The following is a 24,013-nucleotide window of genomic DNA, read 5'->3' as shown; positions in this document are numbered from 1 at the left end:
TCTCGCTCCGACACTGGACTTCGGATGATCTGCAGACTTGCGGGTAAAGGGCAGTCCTAGCCCAGCCAGCGCCGGGCATTGCGGAACATCCGCAACCATGGCGAGTCGTGCCAGCCGCGTGCCTCCCAATCGGCCGGATGCCACGACATCTGCACGCTGCGGAAGACGCGCTCGGGATGCGGCATCATGATCGAGAAGCGGCCGTCGGCGGTCGTGAAGCCGGTCGCGCCTGCGGGCGATCCGTTCGGGTTGTACGGGTAGGTCACGCTCGGCCGACCGCGGTGGTCGACGTGGCGCATCGCCACCAGTACCCGTTGCTCGTCGTCGCGCGAGGCGAAGACGGCGCGTCCTTCGCCGTGGGAGACGACCACCGGCAAGCGGCTTCCCGCCATGCCCGCGAAGAAGATCGATGGTGATGGAGGCAGTTCGACGAGCGAGAAGCGCGCCTCGAACTGCTCGACGCGGTTGCGTGCGAAGTGCGGCCAGGCGTCGGCACCGGGAATCATGGCGCGCAGCGCGCTCATCATCTGGCAGCCGTTGCAGACGCCGAGAGCGAAGGTTGCCGGGCGCGCGAAGAAGGCGGCGAAGTTGTCGCTCGCACGCGCGTTGAAGAGGATCGTCTTCGCCCAGCCCTGGCCGGCGCCGAGCACGTCGCCGTAGGAGAAGCCGCCACAGGCGACGACGCCGCTGAAGTCGGCGAGGTGCGCGCGGCCGGCGAGGAGGTCGCTCATGTGCAGGTCGACGGCGGCGAAGCCGGCGCGGTCGAAGGCGGCCGCCATCTCGACGTGTCCATTGACCCCCTGTTCGCGCAGGATGGCGACGCGCGGGCGGGCACCCCGGTTGATGAAGGGCGCCGCGACATCTTCCGCCGGATCGAAGCTCAGGTTGAACGAGAGCCCCGGGTCGTCTTTGTCGAGCAGGCGGTCATACTCCTCCTGCGCACATTCAGGATGGTCACGCAGGCGCTGCATGTGGTAACTGGTCTCGGACCAGGCGCGTTGCAGGTCGATCCGCGTCTCATCGAGCACCGCGCGGGCGTTGCGGATGATGCGGATACGGTCCCACGGGTTCGGCGCCCCGATGAACTGGCTGCACGCGCCGAGCCCGGCGGTGCGCAGGACGTCCATGACGCGACGGCGATCGGCCCGGCGAATCTGCACGACGGCGCCGAGTTCCTCGCAGAAGAGCGCGCGCAGCAGGATTTCGCAGGAGCGGCCACGGAGCAGATCGGGTCGCTTCTCGCTGCCGTCGACATCATTGCTCAGCGGGTCGTAGCAGAGACCGTCGGTGTCGAGCGAGACGCCGCAATGGCTGGCGAAAGCCATCTCGCAGACGGTGGCGAAGAGGCCGCCGTCGGAACGGTCATGGTAGGCGAGCAGCAGGTGCTCGCCGGCGAGTCGGCGGATGGCGGCCAGGAAGGCCGGCAGCAGGGCGGCATCGTCGACGTCGGGCGCGTCGCTGCCGGTGGCCGCATACACCTGCGCCAGCGCCGAACAGCCGAGGCGATTGCGGCCGCGACCGAGGTCGATCAGCAGCAGGTCGGTCTCGCCGGCGTCGAGCACGAGTTGTGGGGTGAGCGTCCGCCGCGCATCGGCGACCGGTGCGAAAGCGGTGACGATCAGCGACAGCGGCGAGACCACCTGCTTCTCGCTTCCGTCATCGGGGTCGCGCCAGGAAGTGCGCATCGACAGCGAATCCTTGCCGACCGGGATCGCGACGCCGATGCTCTGGCAGAGGTCGGAAACCGCGCGCACGGTGTCGAACAGGCGGGCGTCCTCGCCGGGGAAGCCGGCCGCCGCCATCCAGTTGGCGGAGAGCTTGACATCGCCGAGGTGGCCGACGTCGGCAGCGGCGATGTTGGTCAGCGCCTCGCCGACCGCCATGCGGCCCGAGGCGGCGGCGTCGATCGTCGCCAGCGGCGTCCGCTCGCCGATCGCGAACGCTTCACCGAGGTAGCCGTCGAAGGACATCAGCGTCACCGCGACGTCGGCACAGGCCACCTGCCACGGTCCGACCATCTGGTCGCGCGCACTGAGGCCGCCGACGCTGCGGTCACCGATGGTGATCAGGAAGCTCTTGTCGGCCACCGCCGGCAGACGCAACACCCGGTAGGCCGCTTCCCGGAGCTCCACGGCGTCGATCGCCAGTGGCACCGCCAGTGACGGCAGGCGCGTGGCGCTGCGCGCCATGCGCGGCGGTTTGCCGAGCAGCGCGTCCATGTCCATGTCCACCGGATCGTTGGCGAAGTGGCTGTCGCTGAGCAGCAGTCGCCTGTCGGCGGTGGTCGCACCGACGACGGCGAAGGGGCAGCGTTCGCGCTCGCAGATCGCCGAGAACTCGTCGAGCCGCGTCGGCGGGAGCGCCAGGACGTAGCGTTCCTGCGCCTCGTTGCACCAGATCTCGGCCGGCGACATGCCAGGCTCCTCGATCGGCACGGCGCGCAGCTCGAAGTGCGCGCCGCTGCCGGCGCCGTGGGCGAGTTCCGGCAGCGCGTTCGAGATGCCGCCGGCGCCGACATCGTGCAGCGACAGGATCGGGTTGCCGTCACCGGCTGCCGAGCCATCGCCCGCCGGTGCTCCCAGCTGCCAGCAACGATCGATGACCTCCTGCGCACGCCGCTGCATTTCCGGGTTGCCGCGCTGCACCGAGGCGAAGTCGAGATCCTCGGTGTTGCTGCCGGTGCTCATCGAGCTGGCAGCGCCGCCGCCGAGACCGATCAGCATTCCCGGGCCGCCGAGCTGGACGAGCAGCGTTCCCGGTGGCAGCGTGCCCGCCTTGAACGACTGCGCGGCGGCAATGTTGCCGATGCCGCCGGCGATCATGATCGGTTTGTGGTAGCCGCGCAGCAGCGGCGCGTCCGCAGTGCCGGTGAGCTGTTCGTAACTGCGGAAGAAGCCGGCGAGGTTCGGGCGGCCGAATTCGTTGTTGAACGCCGCGGCGCCGATCGGGCCCTCGAGCATGATCGCCAGCGGTGACGCGATGCGGGCCGGGCGGCCGTAGGCAGCGCTCGGAAGCTCCCAGGGTTGCGGCAGAGCGGGGATGGCGAGGTGCGATACCGCGAAGCCGCAGAGCCCGGCCTTCGGCTTCGAGCCGCGTCCGGTGGCGCCTTCATCGCGAATCTCGCCGCCGGAGCCGGTCGCAGCGCCGGGAAAGGGCGAGATCGCCGTCGGATGGTTGTGCGTCTCGACCTTGGCGAGAATGTGCGTCGGCTGCTCGTGGTAGCCGTAGCGAGCATCGCCGTCGGCGTGAAAGCGGCGCACCGTTGCGCCGGCGATGACCGACGAGTTGTCGGCATAGGCGACGACGGTGCCCTGCGGGTGCCGGCGGTGCGTCTCGCGGATCATGGCGAACAGCGTTTCGTCGCGCGCCTGGCCGTCGACGGTCCACGCGGCATTGAAGATCTTGTGCCGGCAATGCTCGGAGTTCGCCTGCGCGAACATCATCAGTTCGACGTCGCTCGGATCGCGCTGCGCGCGGCGGAAGAGGTCGACCAGGTAATCGACCTCGTCGTCGGACAGCGCCAGCCCGAGCAGGCCGTTCGCCTCGACCAGGGCGGCGCGGCCACCAGCGAGAAGATCGACCCGGCGCAGCGGCTGCGGTGGGAAGTGGCGAAACAGCTCCCGGGCCTGGGCGAAGTCGTCGAGCACGGTCTCCAGCATGCGGTCATGGAGGAGGGGAGCGATGAGCGCCCGCCCGGCGGCGCCGAGCGCGTGCGACGGGCTCGCCAGACGGTAGGCGATGCCGCGTTCGATGCGCTCGACCCACTGCAGGCCGCTGTTGTGCGCGATGTCGGTCGCCTTCGAAGACCAGGGCGAGATGGTGCCGATGCGTGGCGTGACCAGGAAGAGCTCGCCCGGCGGTGCGTCGTCGGCCGGACGTTCGGCGAGCAATGCTGCGAGTTGCCGGCGCTCGTCTGCCGTCGGTGGTTCGTGACTGGCGACGAAGTGCCAGTGGTCGGCGCTGAGCACCTGTGTGCCCGCGACGACCCGCGCAAGTCGCTGCTGCAGGCCCTGCAGGCGGAAGGACGAGAAGGCGGTGGCACCGCGGAGAGACAGGAGTTTGGCCATGGCGGGCTGGGCTCGGGGGCAGGCAGGCTGCGTTGAGGGAAGCCGGGATTATAGCCGACCCGCCCGCTCTGCCGCGGTGCAGCATGACGACTGCCCAGGGCGGCGGGGTGTGGGCGGCAGTTCATTGCCGTGCCGTCAGCTGTGGCTGCGAGGACGCCGGCTGCATTAGAATCCCCCCAGGTCCGGCAGGCGTCAGGTGCCGCTCGGCACCTGTCCGCTGACTTCTGCCGCACCTTTTCCGGGCCGAGGAAACCGCCATGAAAACAGGAACCCGCTCGCAACCGCTCTATCGTTCCGACGCCTTGCGCAGCGTCGAGCTGCTGGCAGCCGAACAGCCGCTGATGCAGCGCGCCGGGCTCGCGGCTGCCGAGCTGGCGACCTCGCTCTGCCGCCTGCAGGGGGCAGCGCTGCTGGTCCTGGCCGGACCCGGCAACAACGGCGGCGACGCCTTCGTCGCCGCCCGACTCCTGCGCGAACGCCGCTTCGCCGTCAGTCTGGTCTTCGCCGGCGAGGTCGGCCGCCTGCCGCCGGACGCCGCGGCGGCTTGCCGGCGCTTCCTCGACGATGGCGGGACGCTGCTCGACAGCATACCGGTCGGCGAGCGCTGGGCGATGATCATCGACGGCCTCTTCGGCATCGGCCTGCAGCGGCCGGTCGCCGGGCGCCACGGCGAGCTGGTCCTGGCAGCCAACACGCTCGCCGCGCGCGACCGCTGCCCGCTGCTCGCGCTCGACTGCCCGAGCGGCCTCGATGCCGACACCGGCAGGCTTTGCGGTGCGACCATCCGGGCCAGCCACACGATCAGCTTCATTGCCGGCAAGCCGGGCCTGCATACCGGCGACGGTCCGGATCATTGCGGCATGATCTCGGTTGCGTCGCTGGATCTCGACGCCGAGCGCCTGGCGAAGGCGAGTGCGCGCACGGTCGGCGTGGACCTGCTGCTCGATCACCTGCGGCCGCGCGCGCGCAACTCGCACAAGGGCAGCAACGGTGGCGCCGGCATCCTCGGTGGTGCGGCGAGCATGGTCGGGGCCGCCTTTCTCGCCGGTCGCGCTGCGCTGCGGCTCGGCAGTGGCCGCGTCTACCTTGGCCTGCTCGACGGGCAGGCGCCGGCGATCGACCCGCTGCAACCCGAACTGATGCTGCGGCAGCCGGAATCGCTGCTGGCGGCGCCGCTGACGGCGCTCGCCTGCGGACCGGGGATGGGCAGCGGCGACGAAGCGCGGGAATTGCTGCGACGCGCCAGCACGTTGCCGCTGCCGCTGCTGCTCGATGCCGACGCGCTGAACCTGCTCGCCGCCGAGTCGGGCCTGCGGCAGGAGGTGCTGGCGCGTGCCGCGCCGACGCTGCTCAGCCCGCATCCGAGCGAGGCGGCCCGCCTGCTCGACTGCACGACGGCAAGCGTGCAGGACGACCGGCCGCGCGCCGCCCGCGAACTCGCCGCGCGCTACCGCGCGGTGACGGTGCTGAAGGGCTGTGGCAGCATCGTCGCCGCGCCGGGCGGCGAGTGGTTCGTCAATACCAGCGGCAACCCCGGGCTGGCGACCGCCGGCACCGGCGACGTGCTCAGTGGCTTCATCGTCGCATTGCTGGCACAGGGATGGCCGGCGCTCGAGGCCATGCTGGCGGCGGTCCACCTGCACGGCGTCGCGGCCGACGAGCGGGTTGCTGCAGGCTGTGGGCCGATCGGACTGACCGCCGGCGAGATCATCGACAGCGCGCGCGCCGCGTTCAACCGCTGGGTCGCGCGTGGTCGATAGCCATGCCGGCGCGCGGCTGCCGCTTGCCGGCATCCTCCTCTGCCTGCTGGCGCTGTTCCTGTTCTCCGCGCTCGATGCGACGGCGAAGTACCTGAGCGCCTTCCTCGCCGTGCCGCTGCTGGTCTGGGCGCGCTATCTGGTGCAGTTGCTGCTGATGTTGCTGGGCGTCGCGCCGCGGCTCGGGAGCAGCATCCTGCTCACCCGCCGGCCGGGGTTGATGGCGCTGCGTGGCGTCACCCTGGCAGGCGTGACGCTGCTCGGCCAGATGGCGCTGACGACGCTGCCGCTCGCCGAGACGACGGCGCTGGTCTTCGTCGCGCCGCTGCTGGTGGCCCTCCTCGCCGGACCGCTGCTGCATGAGCGGGTCGGGTTGCGGACCTGGCTGGCAACCCTCGCCGGTTTCTGCGGGGTGCTGCTGATCGCGCGGCCGGATGGCAGCCTGAGTCCTGCCGGGGTGGCCTGCGCCCTGGGCGCGGCCCTCTTCTATGCCGCCTACCAGCTGCTGACGCGCAAGCTCGTCGCCAGCGAACCACCGCTGCGCCTGCTCTTCCATACGGCGCTGTTCGGCACGCTGGCGCTGACACCGCTGCTGCCCCTGCACTGGGATGGGCGGCTGCCGAGCCTGGGGCAAGGGTTGCTCATCGTCTCGCTCGGCGTCTATGGCGGTGTCGGGCACTTTCTGCTGATCCGCGCCTTGCAGCGGACGCCGGCATCGCTGCTCTCGCCGCTGCTCTACGTCCAGCTCGTCTGGGCCACTCTGCTCGGCTGGCTGGTCTTTGCGCAGTTGCCGGATGCGCTGACGCTGGCCGGCATGCTGGTCATCGGCGCGGCCGGACTCAGCCTGGCGGTCGGTTCTCGCCCTGGCAGCCTGCCGGGCTAGTCACGATCGGGTTCGCGCAATTCGACACCGGCCATCAGCGCGGCGAGCTGCGGCCGCGGCGGCAGACCGCTGCCGATCATGCCCAGCCTGGCGCTGGCGCAGGCGATGGCGAGGCGCGCGCTGTCCGCCAGTGACCAGCCGCGCAGCCAGCCGGCGATCTGGCCGGCGAGCAGTGCGTCGCCGGCGCCGACCGTGCTGTTGACGATCGTCGGTGGCGGGATCGCCTGCAGGCAGCGATCGGCGGTGACGAACAGAGCGCCGCGCTCACCCAGCGAAACCACCACCTGCTCGATGCCGCCGGCGACCAGTCGCCTGGCCACGGTGGCGGCTGCCGCGGGGTTGGGCAGATCGTCGCCGACCAGTTCCTCGAGTTCGGCGAGGTTCGGCTTGATCAGCCAGGGCGTGGCGGCGACCCCGTGGCGCAGGGCCGCTCCGCTGCTGTCGAGTGCGACCCGCTTGCCGGCCGCCCGCAGCCGACCGATCAGCTCGCCGCAGCAGGTGGCCGGGATGCCGGCCGGCAGGCTGCCGGCGAGCACGAAACAGCTGCAGTCGTCGAGCAGCGCGTCGACCGCCCGCTGGACGCCGGCCAGATACCCTTCACCGGCGAAGTTTGCGGGGAAGTTGATCTCGGTCACCTGCGGCGGCGCGCCGCTGACGATCTTGATGTTGCTGCGCGTGCGACCCGGGAAGCGCACACAGCGGTCGTGGATCCCCTTGCTGGCAAACAGGCGCTCGAAGACTTCGGCATTGTCGCTGCCGAGCAGCCCGGTGAGGGCAACGCCGACGCCGAGGTCGGCCAGGCAGGCGGCGACATTCACTGCCTTGCCACCGGCGTGGGTTTCCTCGCGGCTGACGCGATTCAGCGCTCCGGCAGTGAACACCGCGATGCCGATGTGCTGGTCGATCGCCGGGTTCAGGCCGATCGCGGCGACAGCCAGGGGAGGACTCATCGCGGACAGCCGCCGCCGACCGTTGCGCCGCCAGTCCGAGGCTGACCGCGGCTCATGCCGCGGGTTGCCGGGTGGCGAGGTGGAGTTCCGCGGCGAAGCCGCGCTCGACCGCGGGCAGTTGCAGCGAGCCGCCGTGGGCGCGCGCAATGAGATCGACCAGCAGCAGTCCGAGACCGCCGCCGGCCGCGTCGACCTGGCCGCTCAGCGCGTTCTGCAGGCGCTCCCTTTCTCCCTCGCTGACGCCCGTGCCGTCGTCGTGGACGCGCAGGACGTTGCTGCCCGGCAGCGACAGATGGATGGTCGTGGCACCGTGGCGCAGTGAATTGTCGAAGAGGTTGAGCAACGCGGCGGCGAGCAGGTCGGCATCGGCGGTCAGCCTCGGCCGGTCGGGAAGCTCGAATGCCAGACCCTCGACCGCGAGCCGCGGGATCAATTCGGCGACGTCGATGTCCTGTGGATGCAGCGCAGCCGAGCTGCGGAAGAGTGCCAGGAGGGCACCGACGACGCGGTGCAGGCGGCGCGCGGCGGTTCGCACGCGCTGCAGGCGGGGCTGCAGACTCGCCGGCGACTCGCGCAGGGCGACGGCGAGCTGTGCGTCGATGCCGGCGAGCGGGGTGCGCAGCGAGTGCGCGGCATGGCCGGTGAAGGCTCTCTCGCGCTCCAGTCGGAGCGCCAGTCGGCGGGTCAGTTCGGCGATGGCGCGATGCACCGGTTGCAGTTCCCTGCGCTCGGCCGGGCCGAGCGCCGCGCCAGGGTCTTCCGGATCGCCATCGGCGAGGTGCTCCGCCAGGCGCTGCAGAGGTCGCAGTTCGTGGCGAATCTGCGCCTGCAGCCAGACCTGTGCCAGCAGGGTGATCGCCAGCGTCGCCAGCGCTGCGTTCAGCGCCGTTTCTGCCAGCGCCTCCTGGCGCTCGGCGTGCGTCTGCGCGACATAGAGCCAGCGCCTGCCATCGGTCAGGGGAATGCCGAAGACGCGCCACGCGTCGCTGTCGCTGAAACCTCCGGAGGCAACCAGGCGCAGCGGCGTGGCGGGTGCCAGCGCCGAGGCGGCGACCACCTGCGCCCCGCTCTCGGCGAGGTGATCGACCACCTGCCAGGCAAAGCGCCCGCTGGCGCTCGTTGCCGGGCTCTCTGCGGAGCCTGCCGGCCCGATCGCCGGCAACTGTGACAGCGGACCGCGCAAACCCTCGGCTGCCGCCTGCAGCGTGTCGTCGAGCAGTTCGTCAACCTCGTCGTGCACGGTCAGCCAGACGGCAGCGGCGACGGCGATGATCCACAGCATCGACGAGGCGAGCAGTACGAGGGTCAGGCGAGCCCGGATCGAAGGTGGCGGCAGGGCTTTCACTGACCGCTCGCGAGACGATAACCGATGCCGCGCACGGTTTCGACCATCGCTCGCCCCAGCTTGCGGCGCAGGGCGGCGACATGGACCTCGACGGCGTTGCTGGCCCATTCGGCGGCAAAGCCGAGTACCAGTCTCTCGAGGTCCGCCTTGCTGACGATGCGGCCGGGGCGCAGAAGCAGCGCTTCGAGAATGGCCCACTCGCGGCTGGTGAGCTCGACGCGCTGTCCGCTCACCCGGACCGCGTGGGCGACCAGATCCACCTCGACCTCGCCGAAGCGCCGCCGCGTGTCGGCGCTGCCGGCGATTCGCCGGCTCACCGCGCGCAGGCGGGCCGCCAGTTCCTCTGGTGCGAAGGGCTTGACCAGGTAGTCGTCGGCGCCGCTGTCGAGGCCGCGGACGCGGTCATCGAGGAGGTCGCGCGCCGTCAGCATCAGCGCCGGCGTGGCGTCGCCGCGGCGGCGCCGTCCGCGCAGCCAGTCGAGTCCCGAACCGTCCGGCAACTGCCAGTCCACCAGCAGGGCATCGTAGGGCTCACCTTCGTGGGCCGCGACCTGTTGCAGCGTCCGGCACCAGTCCACGCGATGGCCGTCGACTGCCAGGAAGTCGCGCAGTCCCTCGCCGAGGATGTCGTCGTCTTCGATCAGCAGCAGTCGCATCGACTTTCTCCGAAGCCTGGCCGAGGTGGCCAGGCTGGCGATTGTACCGGAGCCTGCCGGCTCAGGGCGGTCGACCGCGGGCGGCAGCGGCTCGCTTAAGCGGCTCTTCAGGAGCGGCGCGCAGCATTATTGCCATGCCCATCTTGCCCACTCCCCCGCTCCCGTCACGGCGAGGACAGGCGCTTGCCGCTGACGGTCCTTTCGCGATTCCGGCGACCATCGAGCAGTTGCTGCTCGTGGCGAGCATCTTCTGGGTGCTGACGGCCAACCGGCCCTTTCTTGCCGCGATCGTCGGCGAGCGGTCGCTGACGGCGACCGGCACCTGGGGTCTGCTGCTGGCAACCGCTGTCCTGCTGGTCGCCATCCACTTCGCCCTGCTCGCGCTGCTGGCGACGCGTCTGACGGTCAAGCCGCTGCTGGCACTGATGATCGTCGCGACCGTCATCGCCTCGCATTTCATGTCGGCCTACGGCGTCCTGCTCGATCCGACGATGCTGCGCAACGTCCTGCGAACGGATTTCCTGGAAGCGCGCGAACTTCTGTCACCGGCGCTGGCAGTGGAGCTTGCGCTCTACGCGCTGCTGCCGCTGCTCTTGCTCTGGCGCGTACGGATCGCGGTGCGCCCGCCGCTGCGTGCCTGCGGCGCACGCCTGCTGGCGCTGTTCCTGGCGGCCGTGGCGATGGCCGGCTCGCTGGCGGTGGTCTACAAGCCACTGTCGTCGCTGCTGCGCAACCACAAGGAAGTGCGCTACCTGATCACGCCGGCGAACTACCTCTGGTCGCTTGCCAGTGTCGCAGCTAGCGATGCCCGTGGCGTGGCGAGGCCGCGCGCGCCGATCGGCCTCGACGCCGTGGCCGGGTCTGGTGTGGAAAAGGGCGACCGACCGCGCTTCGTCGTCGTCGTCGTCGGCGAGACCGCGCGCGCGGCGAACTGGGGGCTCAATGGTTACATGCGGCAGACGACCCCCGAGCTGGCCCGGCTCGACGTGATCAACTTCAGCCGGGTAGCGAGTTGTGGCACGAACACCGACGTGTCGCTGCCCTGCATGTTCGCTCCGGTCGGAAGGCGCAGCTATGACGCCGAGCGGATCAATGGCAGCGAGTCCCTGCTGCACGTTCTGGCGCGGGCAGGCGTCGGCGTGCAGTGGCGCGACAACCAGTCCGGCTGCAAGGGTGTCTGTGACGGCCTGCCGAGCGAAAGCGTCGCGACCATGAACCCGCCTGGTTTCTGCGATGGTGGGCGCTGTCTCGATGGCGGCCTGCTGCATGGCCTCGACGAGCGCCTGCGGCGCGCACGGGGGAGCAACCTGATCGTCCTGCACCAGCTCGGCAATCACGGACCATCGTACTTCCGCCGCCACCCACCGGCCTTTGCCCGCTTCCAGCCGGAATGCACGAACGACGACCTGAGCCAGTGTTCGCCCGAACAGATCGTCAATGCCTACGACAACGCCCTGCTCTACACCGATCATGTTCTGGCCAGCCTGATCAACATCCTGCAGGCTCGTGCCGGCGAGGTCGATTCGGCGCTGATCTACGTTTCCGATCATGGCGAATCGCTCGGCGAGGGTGGGCTCTACCTGCACGGCGTGCCCTACGCCATTGCTCCCAGCGTACAGAAGGAAGTGCCGATGCTGATGTGGTTCTCCGACGGTTTCCGCCGCAGCGCCGCGATCGATGCCACCTGCCTGCAGCGGCGGGCTGCCGCACCCGCCAGCCATGACCACCTGTTCCACACGCTGCTCACCCTGCTCGACGTGGGGACGGCGCTCTACGAGGCGGACTGGGATCTGCTGCGGGGCTGCCGCGGTCGCGAGCTCGCCGCGGGTTGATCGCTCGCCGCGGGCCCGTCATGGCAGCGGCCCAGCCGCCAGCGGCGACGCTGCGCGATAGGGCCCGCAGGTTCGGCCCCCGTTGCCGTCGCCTGCGGTTCACAGGCCGGCGAACAATTGCGCCGCTGCCTTCTGGCCGAGCTCGAAGTAGCGCTTCTGGGCGCTGCTGTCCTTCAGCGAGATCGTCATGCTCTCGAGGTCCTTCGGCCGCAGGACGTGCAGTGGCTTGGCGCAGTAGCGCCGGCCATCGATCTCGGCACTCTGTCGGCCCATGGCCGCGAGCATGCCGTTGATCAGCTTCGCCTGCGCGAAGACGCGGGTGTTGGGCAGGGTCAGCTGCATGTCGCTGACCAGCAGGTGCGTGTCGATGCTGTTGAACGGCAGGTTGAAGGCGCTCGACTGGTAGAGCTTGTCGAGTTCGCGGTGATAGTCGTAATCGGTGAAGTCGATGGCAATGATCTCGTCGACCTCATCGTCCTCGAAAAGCGTGCGCAGCGGGCTGTTGTCGAGATAGCCGCCTTCGATGAAGTAGTCGCCATCGATGCTGCAGGCACGGAAGTAGGGGATCGTCGTGATGCCGGCGAGGAAGGCGTCCATGAAGCGGTCGAGGCTGGCATCGTCCACGCTGGCGAGGATCTCGTTGATCCGGAAGACGTGGCCCTGCCGCCGGCTCAGATTGGTGGCGCGGATGTCCCAGCGCAGGGTCGCGAGATGGCGGGCCAGCAGGTCGCGGCGCTGCGGGTCGTCGAGCAGCAGCGATTTGCGGCAACTGGCTTTGTCGACGGTGAACAGATGCGTGCCCGTCGGCAGCAACTGCGGCCGCAGGCCGAGGAAGTTGCCGAGGATGTGGAAGATGTCGCCGATGCCCAGCCTGACGGTGCGCGTCAGTACTGGTGGCAGTTCCTCTTTCTCCCAGTCCCAGAGCAGGTAGTCGACGACGATGTTGTTGCCCGAGCTGGTCGAGGCGATGTGTACCAGCGGCACACCCTGTTTCCTCATCCAGACCAGCACGCCCTCGCTGAAGAAGCTCCGATAGCCGCCGCCCGAGGCGACGAAGCCGTATCTGGTCATGCCGTTCTCCTTTCCCGGTGCGAAGAAGCGGCTGCCGGGAACAGCCGCAGTGCCAGTGTGGCACAATCTGACGGCTGCTGCAGGGGCACACCGGTTGACACCGGTCGCCGGGCCGCTGCCGCTGCAACCCCCCGCCGATTTCCGGCGGCGTGCGAAACGCTCTCCGAGGAGGTGACTGATGGACGGCCTGCAGATGCTTGCCGGTTTTCGCAGCAAGTTCCGTGTCGATGAACTGCTGGTGGCGCACAATGAGGCGTGGTCGTGGTCGGTGCGGCCGGGGCAGGTGACGCTCGGTGCCGGCATCCTGTCCCTGAACCGGCACGCGGCGCGCTTCGCGGAGGTGACGGCGGCAGAGATGGCGGCCCTGGCCGAAATCGTCGGTTCATTGGAGCACGCCCTGCGCTCTGCCTTCGACTATCAGGCGATCAACTATCTGATGCTGATGATGGTCGACCATCACGTGCACTTCCACGTCATTCCACGTTACGAAGGGCAGCGCAGCTTTGCCGGTGTGGCGTGGGTGGACCGGGGCTGGCCGGCAGTTCCCGTCCTCGCCGAGGTGCAGCACGCCGATCGCTCGGAGTTGCCGGATCTGCTGCGGCAGCACCTGCTGGCTGCCCTGCCGCCAGCCGGCGCGCCGCCTGCTGACCGCTAGTCGCCTGGGCTTCGGCGTCAGCCGGCTGACCTGCCAGGCGTCGGCGCGGGAGCGACTGCGCGAGGCCAGAACGGGCGGCACCGTCGATTCGCTTCCCGTTCCTGGTGTCGGCGCTGCGCCCGTCGCCGTGTTGCGTGCGGCTGCCGACGATCGCCCGGCCACGCCGACGCCATCAGCCTTCGTTGCGCCAGTCGTGCAAGGTCTCCTTGCGTGGTGGCAGCGGGCTTCTGCCGGGATCGTCGCGGCGCAGCAGCGGGATTGCGGCCGCCAGGACGAAGACGACGCAGATGCCGAGGACGATCCACAAGGTGCTCATTCATCTCCTCCATTGGCGTCAGTTGCGGCGCATCGCCAGCGACTCGCCCGCTGCCCCGGTCCAGCAGTGCCGCACCGCTGCCGCGGGCGCGCTGGCCGCGATGCTGGCGGCGGCCAGCCGCCCCGTTCCAGGGGCCGATTAGACCGCAGTGCATGCCGGCTGGCAAGCCGCGGCACGCTGACGCGGCAGCCGCCATGCCGCGCGACGGCGGCAGTCGCAAAGGGCGCAGCCGTCGCCGGCGCAGCGATCCGGGGCAAGCTGCGGGCCGGGGCTGGCGCATTGACAGAAGCACCGGCGAACGACACAATCCGCCGCCTCGTCGCCGTCAGTGGCTGTCCTTGGGGAGCTCGATGATTCTGCTGCACGGCGCCCTCGCGATGCTCAGCGGCGCACTGGCGGCCTTGATTGCGCTCAGTCATCCGCTGTGGCCGGCTTCACTGGCACTCGCGCTGCTCGTCTGGTGCGTCGTCGTCTGCCGCAACCCGGTGATCTGGCTGGCCTTGTTGCCTGCCGGTCTGCCGCTGGCCGGCTTCTCGCCATGGACTGGCTGGATCGGCGTCGAGGAGTTCGATCTGTTCTGCCTTGGGGCAGCGGCCGGGTCGCTGAGCCGCCTCGTCCTGCAGCGGTTGTGGCCAGCCCGCTGGCTGCGGGCTGCCGAGAGGAACGCCGACGGACATGGCGACGAGCGGTTGGCTGGCCGTGTCCTGCTGCTGCCGACGGCATCGCCGTCGCGACTGCCGCTCAGCCCCGACAGCCGGCGCGGGCAGTGGCTGGCAGGATGCGCCCTCGCCCTGCTCGCAGCCTCATGTCTTGCCGCCGTCTGGCGTGGCCTGATTGCTGCCGGTGGTCCGCCGCTGGACTGGTTCGAGAGCTATGAAGAGCCGCTGAACTGCCTGCGCGTGGCCAAGAGCCTGCTCCTGGTGTTGATGCTGCTGCCGTCGTTGTGCGATCTGTTGCGTTGCCAGCCGCGCTCGAGCACGCGATGCCTTGCCGCGGGTACGGTCGCCGGTTTGGCGGTGGTCGTACTGGCGGCGCTCTGGGAGCGCCTGGCTCATCCCGGTCTGCTGGACTTCACGACGGCCTATCGCACGACGGCGTTGTTCTGGGAAATGCACGTCGGCGGTGCGGCGCTCGATGCCTTCCTGGCGTTGACTCTGCCTTTTGCCGTGCGCCCCGTGTTGCGCGCCGTCGCACCGGGCAGCTGGCTGGCCGCTGCGCTGCTGGCGTTGTTCGCGTGCTACGCTTGTCTGACCAGTTTTTCGCGGGCGCTCTATCTTGGCGTGGCGGTTGCAGTGGCAGTCCTCGTTTACAGCCACGCGCGGCAGGCGGGGTCGGCGGGGAGCGGTCGGCAGCACTCGCCGCGCTGGCGGCAGCGGGCCAACCGCGTCCTGGCCGGGATCCTGCTCGCCGAGGTGCTGCTGGTTGCCGGCAGCGGAGAGTTCATGGGCAGCCGGCTGGCGAGCGGCGAGCGCGACTTCGTCGGGCGGCTGACGCACTGGCAGGAAGGTCTCGGTCTATTGCAGGACGGCAGCGACATCCTTTTCGGCAGGGGTAGCGGTCGCTTTCCGGCCGACTACTCGACGCAGGTCGCCGGGCGCGAGATGCCGGGGCGGCTTCATCTGATCGACGACGACGAAGGTCGTCATCTGGGTCTCTCGGGAGTTCACTGGCGGACGCCGCAGCGGGGTCGCTGGGAGGTCCTGCAACGGGTTCCGGCGCCGCTTGCCGGGACCTACCGCCTCAGCCTCGCAGCCCGTTCGACGCAGCCGGCAGTGCTGGTTGCCAGCGTCTGTCACCAGCACCTCCTGTACTCCGCCGCCTGCGCCGAGTCAGCGGTGCTCGCTACGGGCGGCGGGCAATGGCGACGCTTCGAGCTGTCGCTGCACGGCAGCGCCCGGCTGCCGGTGTCCAGGCCGTTGCCGGTACCCGGCTTCTTCTCCCTGCGGCTCCTGGGTCCGGCTGGCTTCGTCGAGGTCGATGAGCTCAGCCTGGTCGATGGCAGCGGTCGCGCCATCCTGGCCAACGGCGATTTCTCGCAGGGCCTGACGCGGTGGTTCTTCGCCGCCCGCCACTACTTCCTGCCCTGGCATGTCGACAGCCTCTACCTCGAGATGCTGATCGACCAGGGAGCGATCGGGTTGTCTCTGCTGCTTGCCCTGATGGCGCTGGCGCTGGTCAATCTCTGGCGTCTTTGTCAGCGCGGGCACGAACTCGCACCCTATCTCCTGGCTGCGCTGCTGGCCTGCATGGCGACCGGCGTCTTCGTCAGCGTGCTCGACATGCCGCGCGTTGCCTTCCTGCTGTACCTGTTGCTCTGTTGCGCGCTGTTCATCGATGACGGCTCGCCTGCCCAGGTGCCGTCGCTGCCACGTTCCGGCAAAGCGCCGGACTGGCCGTCCGGTGTATAATCACCTTGTCAAGCAACCGAGCAATATCAATAACTTGCAATTTTATCAGATGATTATGTCGATGCTTCAAGGTGGTTTCTCGATGGTCTCCAAGCAGGGTGGCGGGTCTTCGCTGCCCGATTCTCAGCGGCCTGTGCATTAGGTCACGGTCACCCGTTCGCCGCGCTGATAGCCTTCGTGTCATGCGTTTCGCCGCGCCCTGCCGATGAAGCAGCGGGAGGGCACGGGTGGATTCGCTTCTCAACGGCGCACGCGGGGCGATGTTCATGCTTGCAGGGGGTCTATCGTGATCAAGGTGTTCAATCATTGGTTTCACCGGAAGACTGTCGCCCAGGTTGCCGTCGATCTGATGTTCCCGGTCGTTTGTGTGGTTCTCGCCGCCGTCTGGCTTGGCGGCGGGGCGAACCTGGAACTCGACAGGATCGTCTTCTACGCGATCATCTTCGCCCTGACGATGATCGTCCTGAATTCCTGGCTGGGCATGTACCAGCGCGTACACAGCCGGACGCTGGCGGAGACCCGTGCCCGCGCCGTGCTTTCGCTCTATCTGGCGATTCCGCTGGCGTACGTGGTCTTTTCGTTGCTGGCGATCTCCGATGTGGACCGTGGTTTCATGCTTCTCTCCGGACTGGCGGCGCTGTTTGCGACCCTCGTACGGCGTGTCCACGGGGCACACAGCCTGCCCGGGTCGTTGCTGCGCCACCGTGTGCTGGTCTTTGGCGCGGGCGAAGAAGCCGAGAACGTCGGTCGCGTGCTTGCCAAATCGGATCCCGACATCCAGATCGTCGGCTTCTATCCCAGCTCGAACGATCCCGAGGTGGTCGTTCCGTCACAGGTGGTCCTCTCGCAGGCGATGTCGCTTTCGGATACGGCGCACTCGCTGAAGGTTGACGAGATCATCGTTGCCGTTCGCGAACGCCGCGGGGGTGCGCTGCCCTTGCGCGAACTCCTCGACTGCAAGCTGTCCGGGGTCAAGGTGCTCGATCTCGCCACTTACTTCGAACGTGCGCTTGGGCAACTGCGCCTGGATTCGCTGCGCGTCGGCTGGATGATCTTCGGCGACGGTTTCCGGCAGACCTGGCGGCGGACGTTCTTCAAGCGGGCCTTCGACATCCTGGTTGCGCTGGTCCTGCTGTTGCTGGCGCTGCCGGTGATGCTCGTGACGGCGATCCTCATCGTGTTCGAGGACGGGTTCCCGGTGTTCTATCGCCAGGAGCGGGTTGGCCTCGATGGCCGCCTCTTTGATGTGATCAAGTTCCGCAGCATGTGCAACGACGCCGAGAGCGACGGCAAGCCGCGCTGGGCAGCCACCGACGATGATCGGGTGACACGCGTCGGCCGCATCATCCGCAAGCTGCGCATCGACGAGTTGCCGCAGCTCTACAATGTACTGACCGGTGACATGAGCATGGTCGGACCGCGTCCCGAACGCCCCTACTTCGTTGACCAGCTGACGCGCGACATCCCATTCTACGCCGTGCGCCACAGTGTCAAGCCCGGCCTCACCGGCTGGGCACAGGTCAGTTACCAGTACGGGTCGACGATCGAGGATTCGGTCCAGAAGCTGCAGTACGATCTGTACTACGTCAAGAATCACACCCTTTTCCTTGATATAGTGATCCTTTTTCATACCGTCGGAGTGGTCCTGACCGGCAAGGGTGCCCGCTGACCGGGCAACTGCCGCTCCGGTTGCTGCTTTCGACCGACGAGGACTACGGGCGCTGATGGACAGCAAGATGGCAATCATCTCGGCTTGGAGCTATGGCTTGGCGGGCGTGCTGGCGGCGCTGCTGACGCTTTACCTGGCGTCCGGCCGGCGAAACAGCAGTCGCAGCGGCGCGATGTTCCTGGCGGTCGCCCTGTGCACCGTCTGGGGGATGCTGGGGCTGGCCTTCGCGCTCACCGGCCAGGGGATCTTTCTCGCCGGCAACCTGTTGGCCGACGTGCTGCGCTTCGGCGGCTGGTATCTCTTCCTGATCATGCTGATGCGCCCGGAGTCTCCTGCCGAAGGTGCTGCGCCGACGGCTGGCATCGGATGGCTGAGTGCGATTGCCGGGCTGCTGGTGGCGTGCGGCTTCGTCGTGCAGGCGATGGCCGTCTTCGGTGTCGACGTCGTCGGCTCGTCGGCAAGGCTGGCGCTGTTTGCCTCGCTGGCGATGAGCGTCTTCGGTCTGGTCCTGGTCGAGCGTCTCTTCCGCAACGTCTCGCCGGATTTCCGCTGGAGCATCAAGCCGTTGTGTCTGGGCTTGGGGGGCGTCTTCCTGTTCGACCTCTACGTCTACTCGGACGCCTTGCTGTTCAATCGCATCGATGCCGACGCCTTCAGCATCCGCGGCTTCGCCCACGCGATCGCTCTGCCGCTGGTGGCCCTGTCCGCAATCCGCAGCCACGACTGGAAGCGGCGCCTGGTGATGTCGCAGCGTGCGGTCCTGCAGTCGGCGACCTTGCTGATCGTTGGCACCTACCTGCTCTTCATGGCAGCTGCCGGTTACTACGTGCGCTTCTTCGGTGGCGAGTGGGGGCGTGCCCTGCAACTGGCGCTGCTTTTCGCTGCCCTGCTGGTGCTGGTCGCGCTGACCTTCTCCGGCTCGATGCGCGCGCGCCTGCGCGTGCAGGTCGGCAAGCACTTCTTCAGCTACCGCTACGATTACCGCGAGGAGTGGTTGCGTTTCACCGCCACGTTGTCTGCTCAGGGCGGCTTTGCGGGTCTGGGCCGGCACGTGGTTCGTGGCTTGGCCGACATGGTCGAGAGCCCAAGCGGTGCGCTCTGGTTGAAGGATCCCTCTGGCCGCTTCCTTGCCCAGGCGGCATTCTGGAACATGCCTGCCTCGGCGGCCACCGAGGACGCCGACAGCCCGCTCTGCCGCTTTCTGCTCGACAGCGGTTGGGTGATCAACCTCGAAGAGTATCGCTCGCTGCCGCGCCGCTACGACGGGCTCGTGCTCCCGTCGTGGTTGGTCGAGGTGCCGAACGCCTGGCTGGTGGTGCCGCTGACCACCGGCAGCGAGTTGATCGCCTTCGTCGTGCTGGCGACGGCCCGCACGCGCATCGACGTCAATTGGGAGGTGAACGACCTCCTGAAGACGGCGGCCAGGCAGGCTGGTGCCTTCCTCGGTCAGATGCAGGCGAGCGAAGCGCTTCTCGAGGTACGCAAGTTCGATTCCTTCAACCGGATGTCGGCTTTCGTCGTCCATGACCTGAAGAACATCATCGCCCAGCTCTCGCTGATGCTGAAGAACGCCGAACGTCACCGTGACAATCCGGAGTTCCAGAAAGACATGCTGATGACCGTCGAGCACTCCGTCGAGCGCATGCGGCAGCTGATGATGCAGTTGCGGCAGGGAACGACGCCACTCGACGGGCCGCGCGGCATCGATCTGGCGGATGTCCTGCGGCGCATACAGACGGCCAAGTCGGGTCAGGGGCGCGAGGTCGAGTTGACCATCGAGGAGAAGCTGCTGGCGCGCGGTCACGAGGATCGCATCGAGCGGGTCATCGGCCACCTGGTGCAGAACGCGCTCGACGCCACCGAAAGTGGCGGCCGCGTCTGGGTCCGGATGGCCCGCCAGGGAACACAGGCTCTCGTCGAGGTCGGCGACACGGGGCACGGGATGAGTCCCGAGTTCGTTCGTGAACGGCTTTTCAAGCCGTTCCAGACGACCAAGCCGACGGGAATGGGAATTGGCGCCTATGAGAGCTTCCAGTACGTCCATGAACTGGGCGGCAGGGTCTCGGTGGACAGCGCGGTCGACGTGGGCACTCAGGTGGACCTCTTGCTGCCGCTGTTCGAGGCGGGCAAGGCACTGAAGTCGGATGAATTGTCGGGGAAACAGGAATGAGCGCTGCAAAATTGCCGCACCTGCTGATCGTCGAGGATGACCGCGCACTGCAGAAGCAGATCCGTTGGGCCTTCGATCAGTATGAGACCTTGGGCGCCGACGACCGCGAGACGGCGATGCAACTGATGCGCCGTTACCAGCCGCCGGTGGTGACGATGGATCTGGGTCTGCCGCCTGACCCGGACTCGGTGTCGGAGGGCTTCAAGCTGCTCGAGGAGATTCTGAGCTTCGCACCCGATACCAAGGTCATCGTGCTGACCGGCCAGAACGACCGCGCGAACGCCCTGCGGGCGATCGCCCTCGGTGCCTATGATTTCTTCGCCAAGCCCTTCGAGGTCGACCTGCTCGGCCTGACGATCCAGCGGGCATACCGGCTGCACGAACTGCAGAAGGAGAATGAGCGGCTGCAGGCGATGCAGCAGCCGGATGCGATGTCGGGAATGATCACCCGTGACCCGGATTTGCTGCGCGTTTGCCGGACGATCGAACGCGTCGGCGTCACCGACGCGACCGTGCTGCTGCTCGGCGAAAGCGGTACCGGCAAGGAGCTTCTCGCGCGTGGTCTGCACGAGTCGTCACCGAGGCGTCGCGAACGCTTCGTCGCCATCAACTGCGCGGCGATTCCCGACAACCTGCTCGAAAGCGAACTCTTCGGCTACGAGAAGGGCGCCTTCACCGGTGCCGGCAAGACGACGCCGGGCAAGATCGAGACGGCCAACAACGGCACGCTGATGCTCGACGAGATCGGCGATCTGCCGCACAACCTGCAGGCGAAGCTGCTGCGCTTCCTGCAGGAGCGGGTGATCGAGAGGATTGGCGGGCGGAACGAGATTCCGGTCAATGTACGGATCGTCTGCGCCACGCACCAGAATCTGCAGAACCTGATCAGCGAGGGTCGTTTCCGCGAAGATCTGTATTACCGCTTGGCGGAGATTGTCGTGAACATACCGCCGCTGCGTGCCCGGACGGGCGACGCCGCGCTGCTGGCACACGTCTTCGTGCGGCGTTTCGCCGCCGAGAACGCTCGCGGTGCCATGAGCCTGCGCGAGGATGCGCTGCGTGTGATCGAGGCCCACGCCTGGCCGGGGAACGTTCGGGAACTCGAGAACTGCATCAAGCGGGCGGTGATCATGGCTGATGGCAATCAGATCACTGCCGCCGACATCGGCCTCGGTGGCGCGACACAGGCCGAGGAAACAGTGCTCGACCTGCGCAACGCGCGTGACGAGGCCGAGAAACGGGTGACGATCGCCGCTCTGGCGCGCGCCGACGGCAATGTCGTCAAGGCTGCCGAACTGCTCGGTGTCAGCCGCCCGACGCTGTACGATATGATGCACAGGTTTGGGCTCAAGTGAGGCCTTCAGCTGGATGTTTTTCGGGCAAGCTTTTCGACACAGGGGGATTTTGATGAATACTCGTAACTCCGTGCCTGCGCTGCGCAAGGCGACCGCCTCGGCACTGCTCGCCACTCTGCTCCTGCTGGGCTGCGGTGGTGGCGAGAAGCCCGCGGATCTGTTGAATCAGGCGAAGGAAGCACTGCAGAAGAACGACCACAAGACGGCGGTGATCCAGCTCAAGAACGCCTTGCAGCAGGATCAGCAACTCGCCGAAGCCCGTTTTCTGCTGGCCAAGGCGCTGCTTGCGGGTGGCGATCCGGCTGGTGCCGAGGTCGAGTTGCGCAAGGCGCAGGAACTCAACTACTCGGTCGAACAGATCACCCCCCTGCTGGCCCGCACACTGCTGATGATGGGCCAGGCGGAGAAGGTGATCAAGGATCTGGCCAACGCCCCGTTGGCGACCGCCGAGGCGAGGGCGGACCTGCAGACGTCGATTGGCCAGGCCTATCTGTTGCAGGACAAGCCGCAGCAGGCGGAGGCAGCCTATGCCGCGGCGTTGGCGGCGCAGCCGGGCTATGCGCCGGCACTGATCGGCGAGGCACGGCTCAAAGCCACCGGCGGCGACCTGCCCGGAGCGCTGGCGATACTTGACCGCGGACTGCAGGATTCGCCCAGGTTGTACGAAGCCTGGCAGCTCAAGGGTGATCTGCTGCAGGCTCAGGGCGACGGTGCGGGGGCGATGGCAGCCTATCGCAAGGCGGTCGAAGTCAAGCCGGACTATCTGGCGGGGCACGCTGCGATCATGCGCCAGCAACTGGCCGAGAATCAGCTCGATGCGGCCGCGCAGCAGCTGACGACGATCAAGCAGTTCGCCGCCAATCATCCGCAGACGCACTACCTGACGGCCATGCTGGCCTACCAGAAGAAGGACTATCCCGCCGCCCGGGACGCCATCCTGCTGATGTTGCGCGTCGTTCCGGAAAACCCGCTCGGTCTGCAACTGGCCGGCCTCATCGAATACGAACTCAAGTCCTACCCGCAGGCCGAGGACTACCTCCTGAAGGCGCTGCCGAAGACACCCGAACTCGGCATTGCCCGCCGCGTGTTGATTGCCAGTTACCTGCGTGACGGCAAGCCGGCGAAGGCCCTGGCGCTGATCGAGCCGGTTCTCGGCAAGATCGACAAGGATTCAAACATGCTGGCACTGGCCGGACAGGTGTTCCTGCAGAATGGCCAAGTCGAAAAGGCCGGCGAGTATTTCGCCAAGGCGGCGGCGCTCGATCCGCAGAATGCCGGCAAGCGGACTTCGCTGGCGATGGTCAATCTGGCCCGGGGCGACACCGACACGGCCTTCCGCGACCTCGAACAGGTGGCTGCCGCAGACCCCGGCAATCGCGCCGATCTGGCGCTGATCACGGCGCATCTGCAACGGCGGGCGTTCGACCCGGCGTTGAAGGCGATCGCCGCCCTGGAGAAGAAGCAGCCCGAGAACCCGCTGGTGCACAACCTGCGCGGCACGGCGCTGCTTGGCAAGCGCGATGTGGCGGGCGCCCGCAAGAGTTTCGAGCAGGCACTCGCACTGAACGCCGCCTACTTCCCGGCGGCGGCGAACCTGGCCAGCCTGGACATGGCGGACAAGAAACCCGAGGAGGCGAAGAAGCGCTTCGAGGCGGTTGTCGCCAAGGATCCGAAGAGTACGCAGGGATATCTCGCCCTGGCGGAACTGCGCTCGAGAACCGGGGGCAAGACCGAGGAAGTCGCCACCCTGATCAACCGTGCGATCGCCGCGAATCCGCAGGAGCCCGCACCACGACTGGCGCTGATCGGCTTGTATCTGGGCAAGAACGAGGTCAAGAGTGCGTTGGCAGCCGGACAGGACGCGGTCGCCGCCTTGCCCGAGCGGCCGGAGATCCTCGACGCGGCCGGACGCGCGCAGCAGGCGGCGCAGGACTACAATCAGGCGCTGGCGACCTATGGCAAACTGGCGGCCCTGAAACCCGATCTGCCGCTGCCCTATCTGCGCATGGCAGAGATCGAGGTGGCGGCCAAGAACAAGCCAGCTGCCCTGGAAAACCTCAGGAAGGCGCTGCAGGTGCAGCCGAATTCGCTCGAGGCACAGCGCGGGATCATGATGCTCGAGCTCGATGCCGGGCGGGCGGCCGAAGCCATTGCGGTGGCGAAGGAGGTCCAGAAGCAGCGGCCGAAGGAGGCGATCGGTTATCTCTTCGAGGGCGACGCGCAGGCTGCGCTGAAGAACTGGCCGGCAGCCATTGCCGCCTACCGTCTGGGGCTCAAGGAGGCTGGAGGTCCCGACGTGGCAGCCAAGCTGCATCTCGCATTGGCCAGCAGCGGCAACTTGAGCGAGGCGGACAGCTTCGCCGCCGGCTGGCTCAAGGAGAACGCCAAGGACACGCGTTTCCGCTTCTACCTGGCAGGCCACGCGACGGCACGCAAGGATTATGCGACTGCTGCCCGGCACTACCGCGTGCTGCTCGAGGCGCAGCCGGACAATGCGATCGTGCTCAACAATCTGGCCTGGGTGGGCGCCCAGACCAAGGACCCGAAGGCCATGGAGTATGCCGAGAAGGCGAACAGGCTGGCACCGAACCAGCCGGCACAGATGGATACCCTGGCGGTGCTGCTGATGGAAAAGGGCGACACGCAGCGGGCGCTCGAGCTGTTCCGCCAGGCACTGGACCTGGCGCCGCAGGCAGCGGTGATCCGCGTCAACTATGCGCGGGCGCTGATCAAGGCAGGCCAGAAGGGAGAAGCCAAGAAGCAGCTTGATGAGGTCGCCAAGCTGGGCGACAAGTTCCCGGCGCAGGCAGAGGTCGCGGAGCTGCAGAAGGGTCTGTAGTCAAGCGGAGGCTTGCTGAAGTCAGCGCGGAAAACCAACT

15 protein-coding genes are annotated in these 24,013 nt (G+C 67.8%); 9 read left to right on the top strand and 6 right to left on the bottom strand.

Features of this window, described 5'->3' with window-relative positions; translation table 11 throughout:
* Positions 1–56: 56 nt before the first annotated feature.
* Positions 57–4,067, bottom strand: a complete 4,011-nt coding sequence (gene purL, locus NFW30_RS18055) for a phosphoribosylformylglycinamidine synthase (RefSeq protein WP_295349460.1) — start codon at positions 4,065–4,067, stop codon at positions 57–59.
* 257 nt (positions 4,068–4,324) lie between these two features.
* Between purL and NFW30_RS18050 the strand changes: the two genes are divergently transcribed.
* Positions 4,325–5,827: an NAD(P)H-hydrate dehydratase gene (locus NFW30_RS18050; protein WP_295349458.1), complete on the top strand. Its 1,503-nt coding sequence runs from the start codon at positions 4,325–4,327 to the stop codon at positions 5,825–5,827.
* Positions 5,817–6,707, top strand: a complete 891-nt coding sequence (locus NFW30_RS18045; protein WP_295349456.1) for a DMT family transporter — start codon at positions 5,817–5,819, stop codon at positions 6,705–6,707. The genes NFW30_RS18050 and NFW30_RS18045 overlap by 11 nt, the downstream gene beginning before the upstream one ends.
* On the opposite strand, the gene NFW30_RS18040 is transcribed toward NFW30_RS18045, so the two are convergent.
* The 3 genes from NFW30_RS18040 to NFW30_RS18030 are packed head-to-tail and all read right to left on the bottom strand — an operon-like array spanning position 6,704 to position 9,658.
* Positions 6,704–7,657, bottom strand: a complete 954-nt coding sequence (locus NFW30_RS18040) for a 1-phosphofructokinase family hexose kinase (RefSeq protein WP_295349454.1) — start codon at positions 7,655–7,657, stop codon at positions 6,704–6,706. The two genes, NFW30_RS18045 and NFW30_RS18040, sit on opposite strands and share 4 nt — an antisense overlap.
* Before the next feature lie 52 nt (positions 7,658–7,709).
* A complete protein-coding gene (locus NFW30_RS18035; RefSeq protein ID WP_295349452.1) occupies positions 7,710–9,002 on the bottom strand; it encodes an ATP-binding protein in 1,293 nt (430 codons plus the stop codon).
* A complete protein-coding gene (locus tag NFW30_RS18030; protein WP_295349451.1) occupies positions 8,999–9,658 on the bottom strand; it encodes a response regulator transcription factor in 660 nt (219 codons plus the stop codon). Before NFW30_RS18030 ends, NFW30_RS18035 begins: the two co-directional genes overlap by 4 nt.
* A gap of 134 nt (positions 9,659–9,792) precedes the next feature.
* On the opposite strand from NFW30_RS18030, the gene NFW30_RS18025 reads away from it, so the two are divergent.
* On the top strand, positions 9,793–11,490 hold the full coding sequence (locus tag NFW30_RS18025; RefSeq protein ID WP_295349449.1) for a phosphoethanolamine--lipid A transferase: 1,698 nt from the start codon (positions 9,793–9,795) through the stop codon (positions 11,488–11,490).
* 99 nt (positions 11,491–11,589) lie between these two features.
* Here the strand turns inward: NFW30_RS18025 and NFW30_RS18020 are convergent, their stop codons facing one another.
* Complete coding sequence (locus NFW30_RS18020; RefSeq protein WP_295349448.1) at positions 11,590–12,561, bottom strand: patatin-like phospholipase family protein; 972 nt, start codon at positions 12,559–12,561, stop codon at positions 11,590–11,592.
* A gap of 178 nt (positions 12,562–12,739) precedes the next feature.
* On the opposite strand from NFW30_RS18020, the gene NFW30_RS18015 reads away from it, so the two are divergent.
* Positions 12,740–13,216 (top strand): HIT family protein, encoded by a 477-nt coding sequence (locus NFW30_RS18015; protein WP_295349446.1) that lies wholly within the window; start codon positions 12,740–12,742, stop codon positions 13,214–13,216.
* A gap of 172 nt (positions 13,217–13,388) precedes the next feature.
* Here NFW30_RS18015 and NFW30_RS18010 read toward each other — a convergent pair whose 3' ends face one another.
* Positions 13,389–13,532, bottom strand: coding sequence for a hypothetical protein (locus NFW30_RS18010; protein ID WP_295349443.1), 144 nt, complete (start codon positions 13,530–13,532; stop codon positions 13,389–13,391).
* A gap of 350 nt (positions 13,533–13,882) precedes the next feature.
* On the opposite strand from NFW30_RS18010, the gene NFW30_RS18005 reads away from it, so the two are divergent.
* The 5 genes from NFW30_RS18005 (at position 13,883) to prsT (ending at position 23,973) form a co-directional block, all read left to right on the top strand.
* Positions 13,883–15,940: a hypothetical protein gene (locus NFW30_RS18005; protein ID WP_295349441.1), complete on the top strand. Its 2,058-nt coding sequence runs from the start codon at positions 13,883–13,885 to the stop codon at positions 15,938–15,940.
* A 286-nt stretch (positions 15,941–16,226) separates the two neighbouring features.
* Entirely contained in the window at positions 16,227–17,609 is a 1,383-nt protein-coding gene (locus NFW30_RS18000; protein ID WP_295349439.1) for a TIGR03013 family XrtA/PEP-CTERM system glycosyltransferase, read from the top strand.
* 67 nt (positions 17,610–17,676) lie between these two features.
* The gene (prsK, locus tag NFW30_RS17995) at positions 17,677–19,779 is read left to right on the top strand and encodes an XrtA/PEP-CTERM system histidine kinase PrsK (protein ID WP_295349437.1); all 2,103 of its coding nucleotides are present in this window, start codon (positions 17,677–17,679) and stop codon (positions 19,777–19,779) included.
* Entirely contained in the window at positions 19,776–21,134 is a 1,359-nt protein-coding gene (gene prsR / locus NFW30_RS17990) for a PEP-CTERM-box response regulator transcription factor (protein WP_295349435.1), read from the top strand. Before prsK ends, prsR begins: the two co-directional genes overlap by 4 nt.
* Positions 21,135–21,186: 52 nt before the next feature.
* Positions 21,187–23,973: an XrtA/PEP-CTERM system TPR-repeat protein PrsT gene (prsT, locus tag NFW30_RS17985; protein WP_295349433.1), complete on the top strand. Its 2,787-nt coding sequence runs from the start codon at positions 21,187–21,189 to the stop codon at positions 23,971–23,973.
* The last annotated feature ends 40 nt before the right edge of the window (positions 23,974–24,013 follow it).

The sequence above is a fragment of the Accumulibacter sp. genome (assembly GCF_023806635.1).
In the GTDB taxonomy this organism is placed as follows: Bacteria; Pseudomonadota; Gammaproteobacteria; order Burkholderiales; family Rhodocyclaceae; genus Accumulibacter.
Note: the sequence above shows the minus strand (reverse complement) of the source record. Positions and strands in the feature narration are given on the sequence as shown.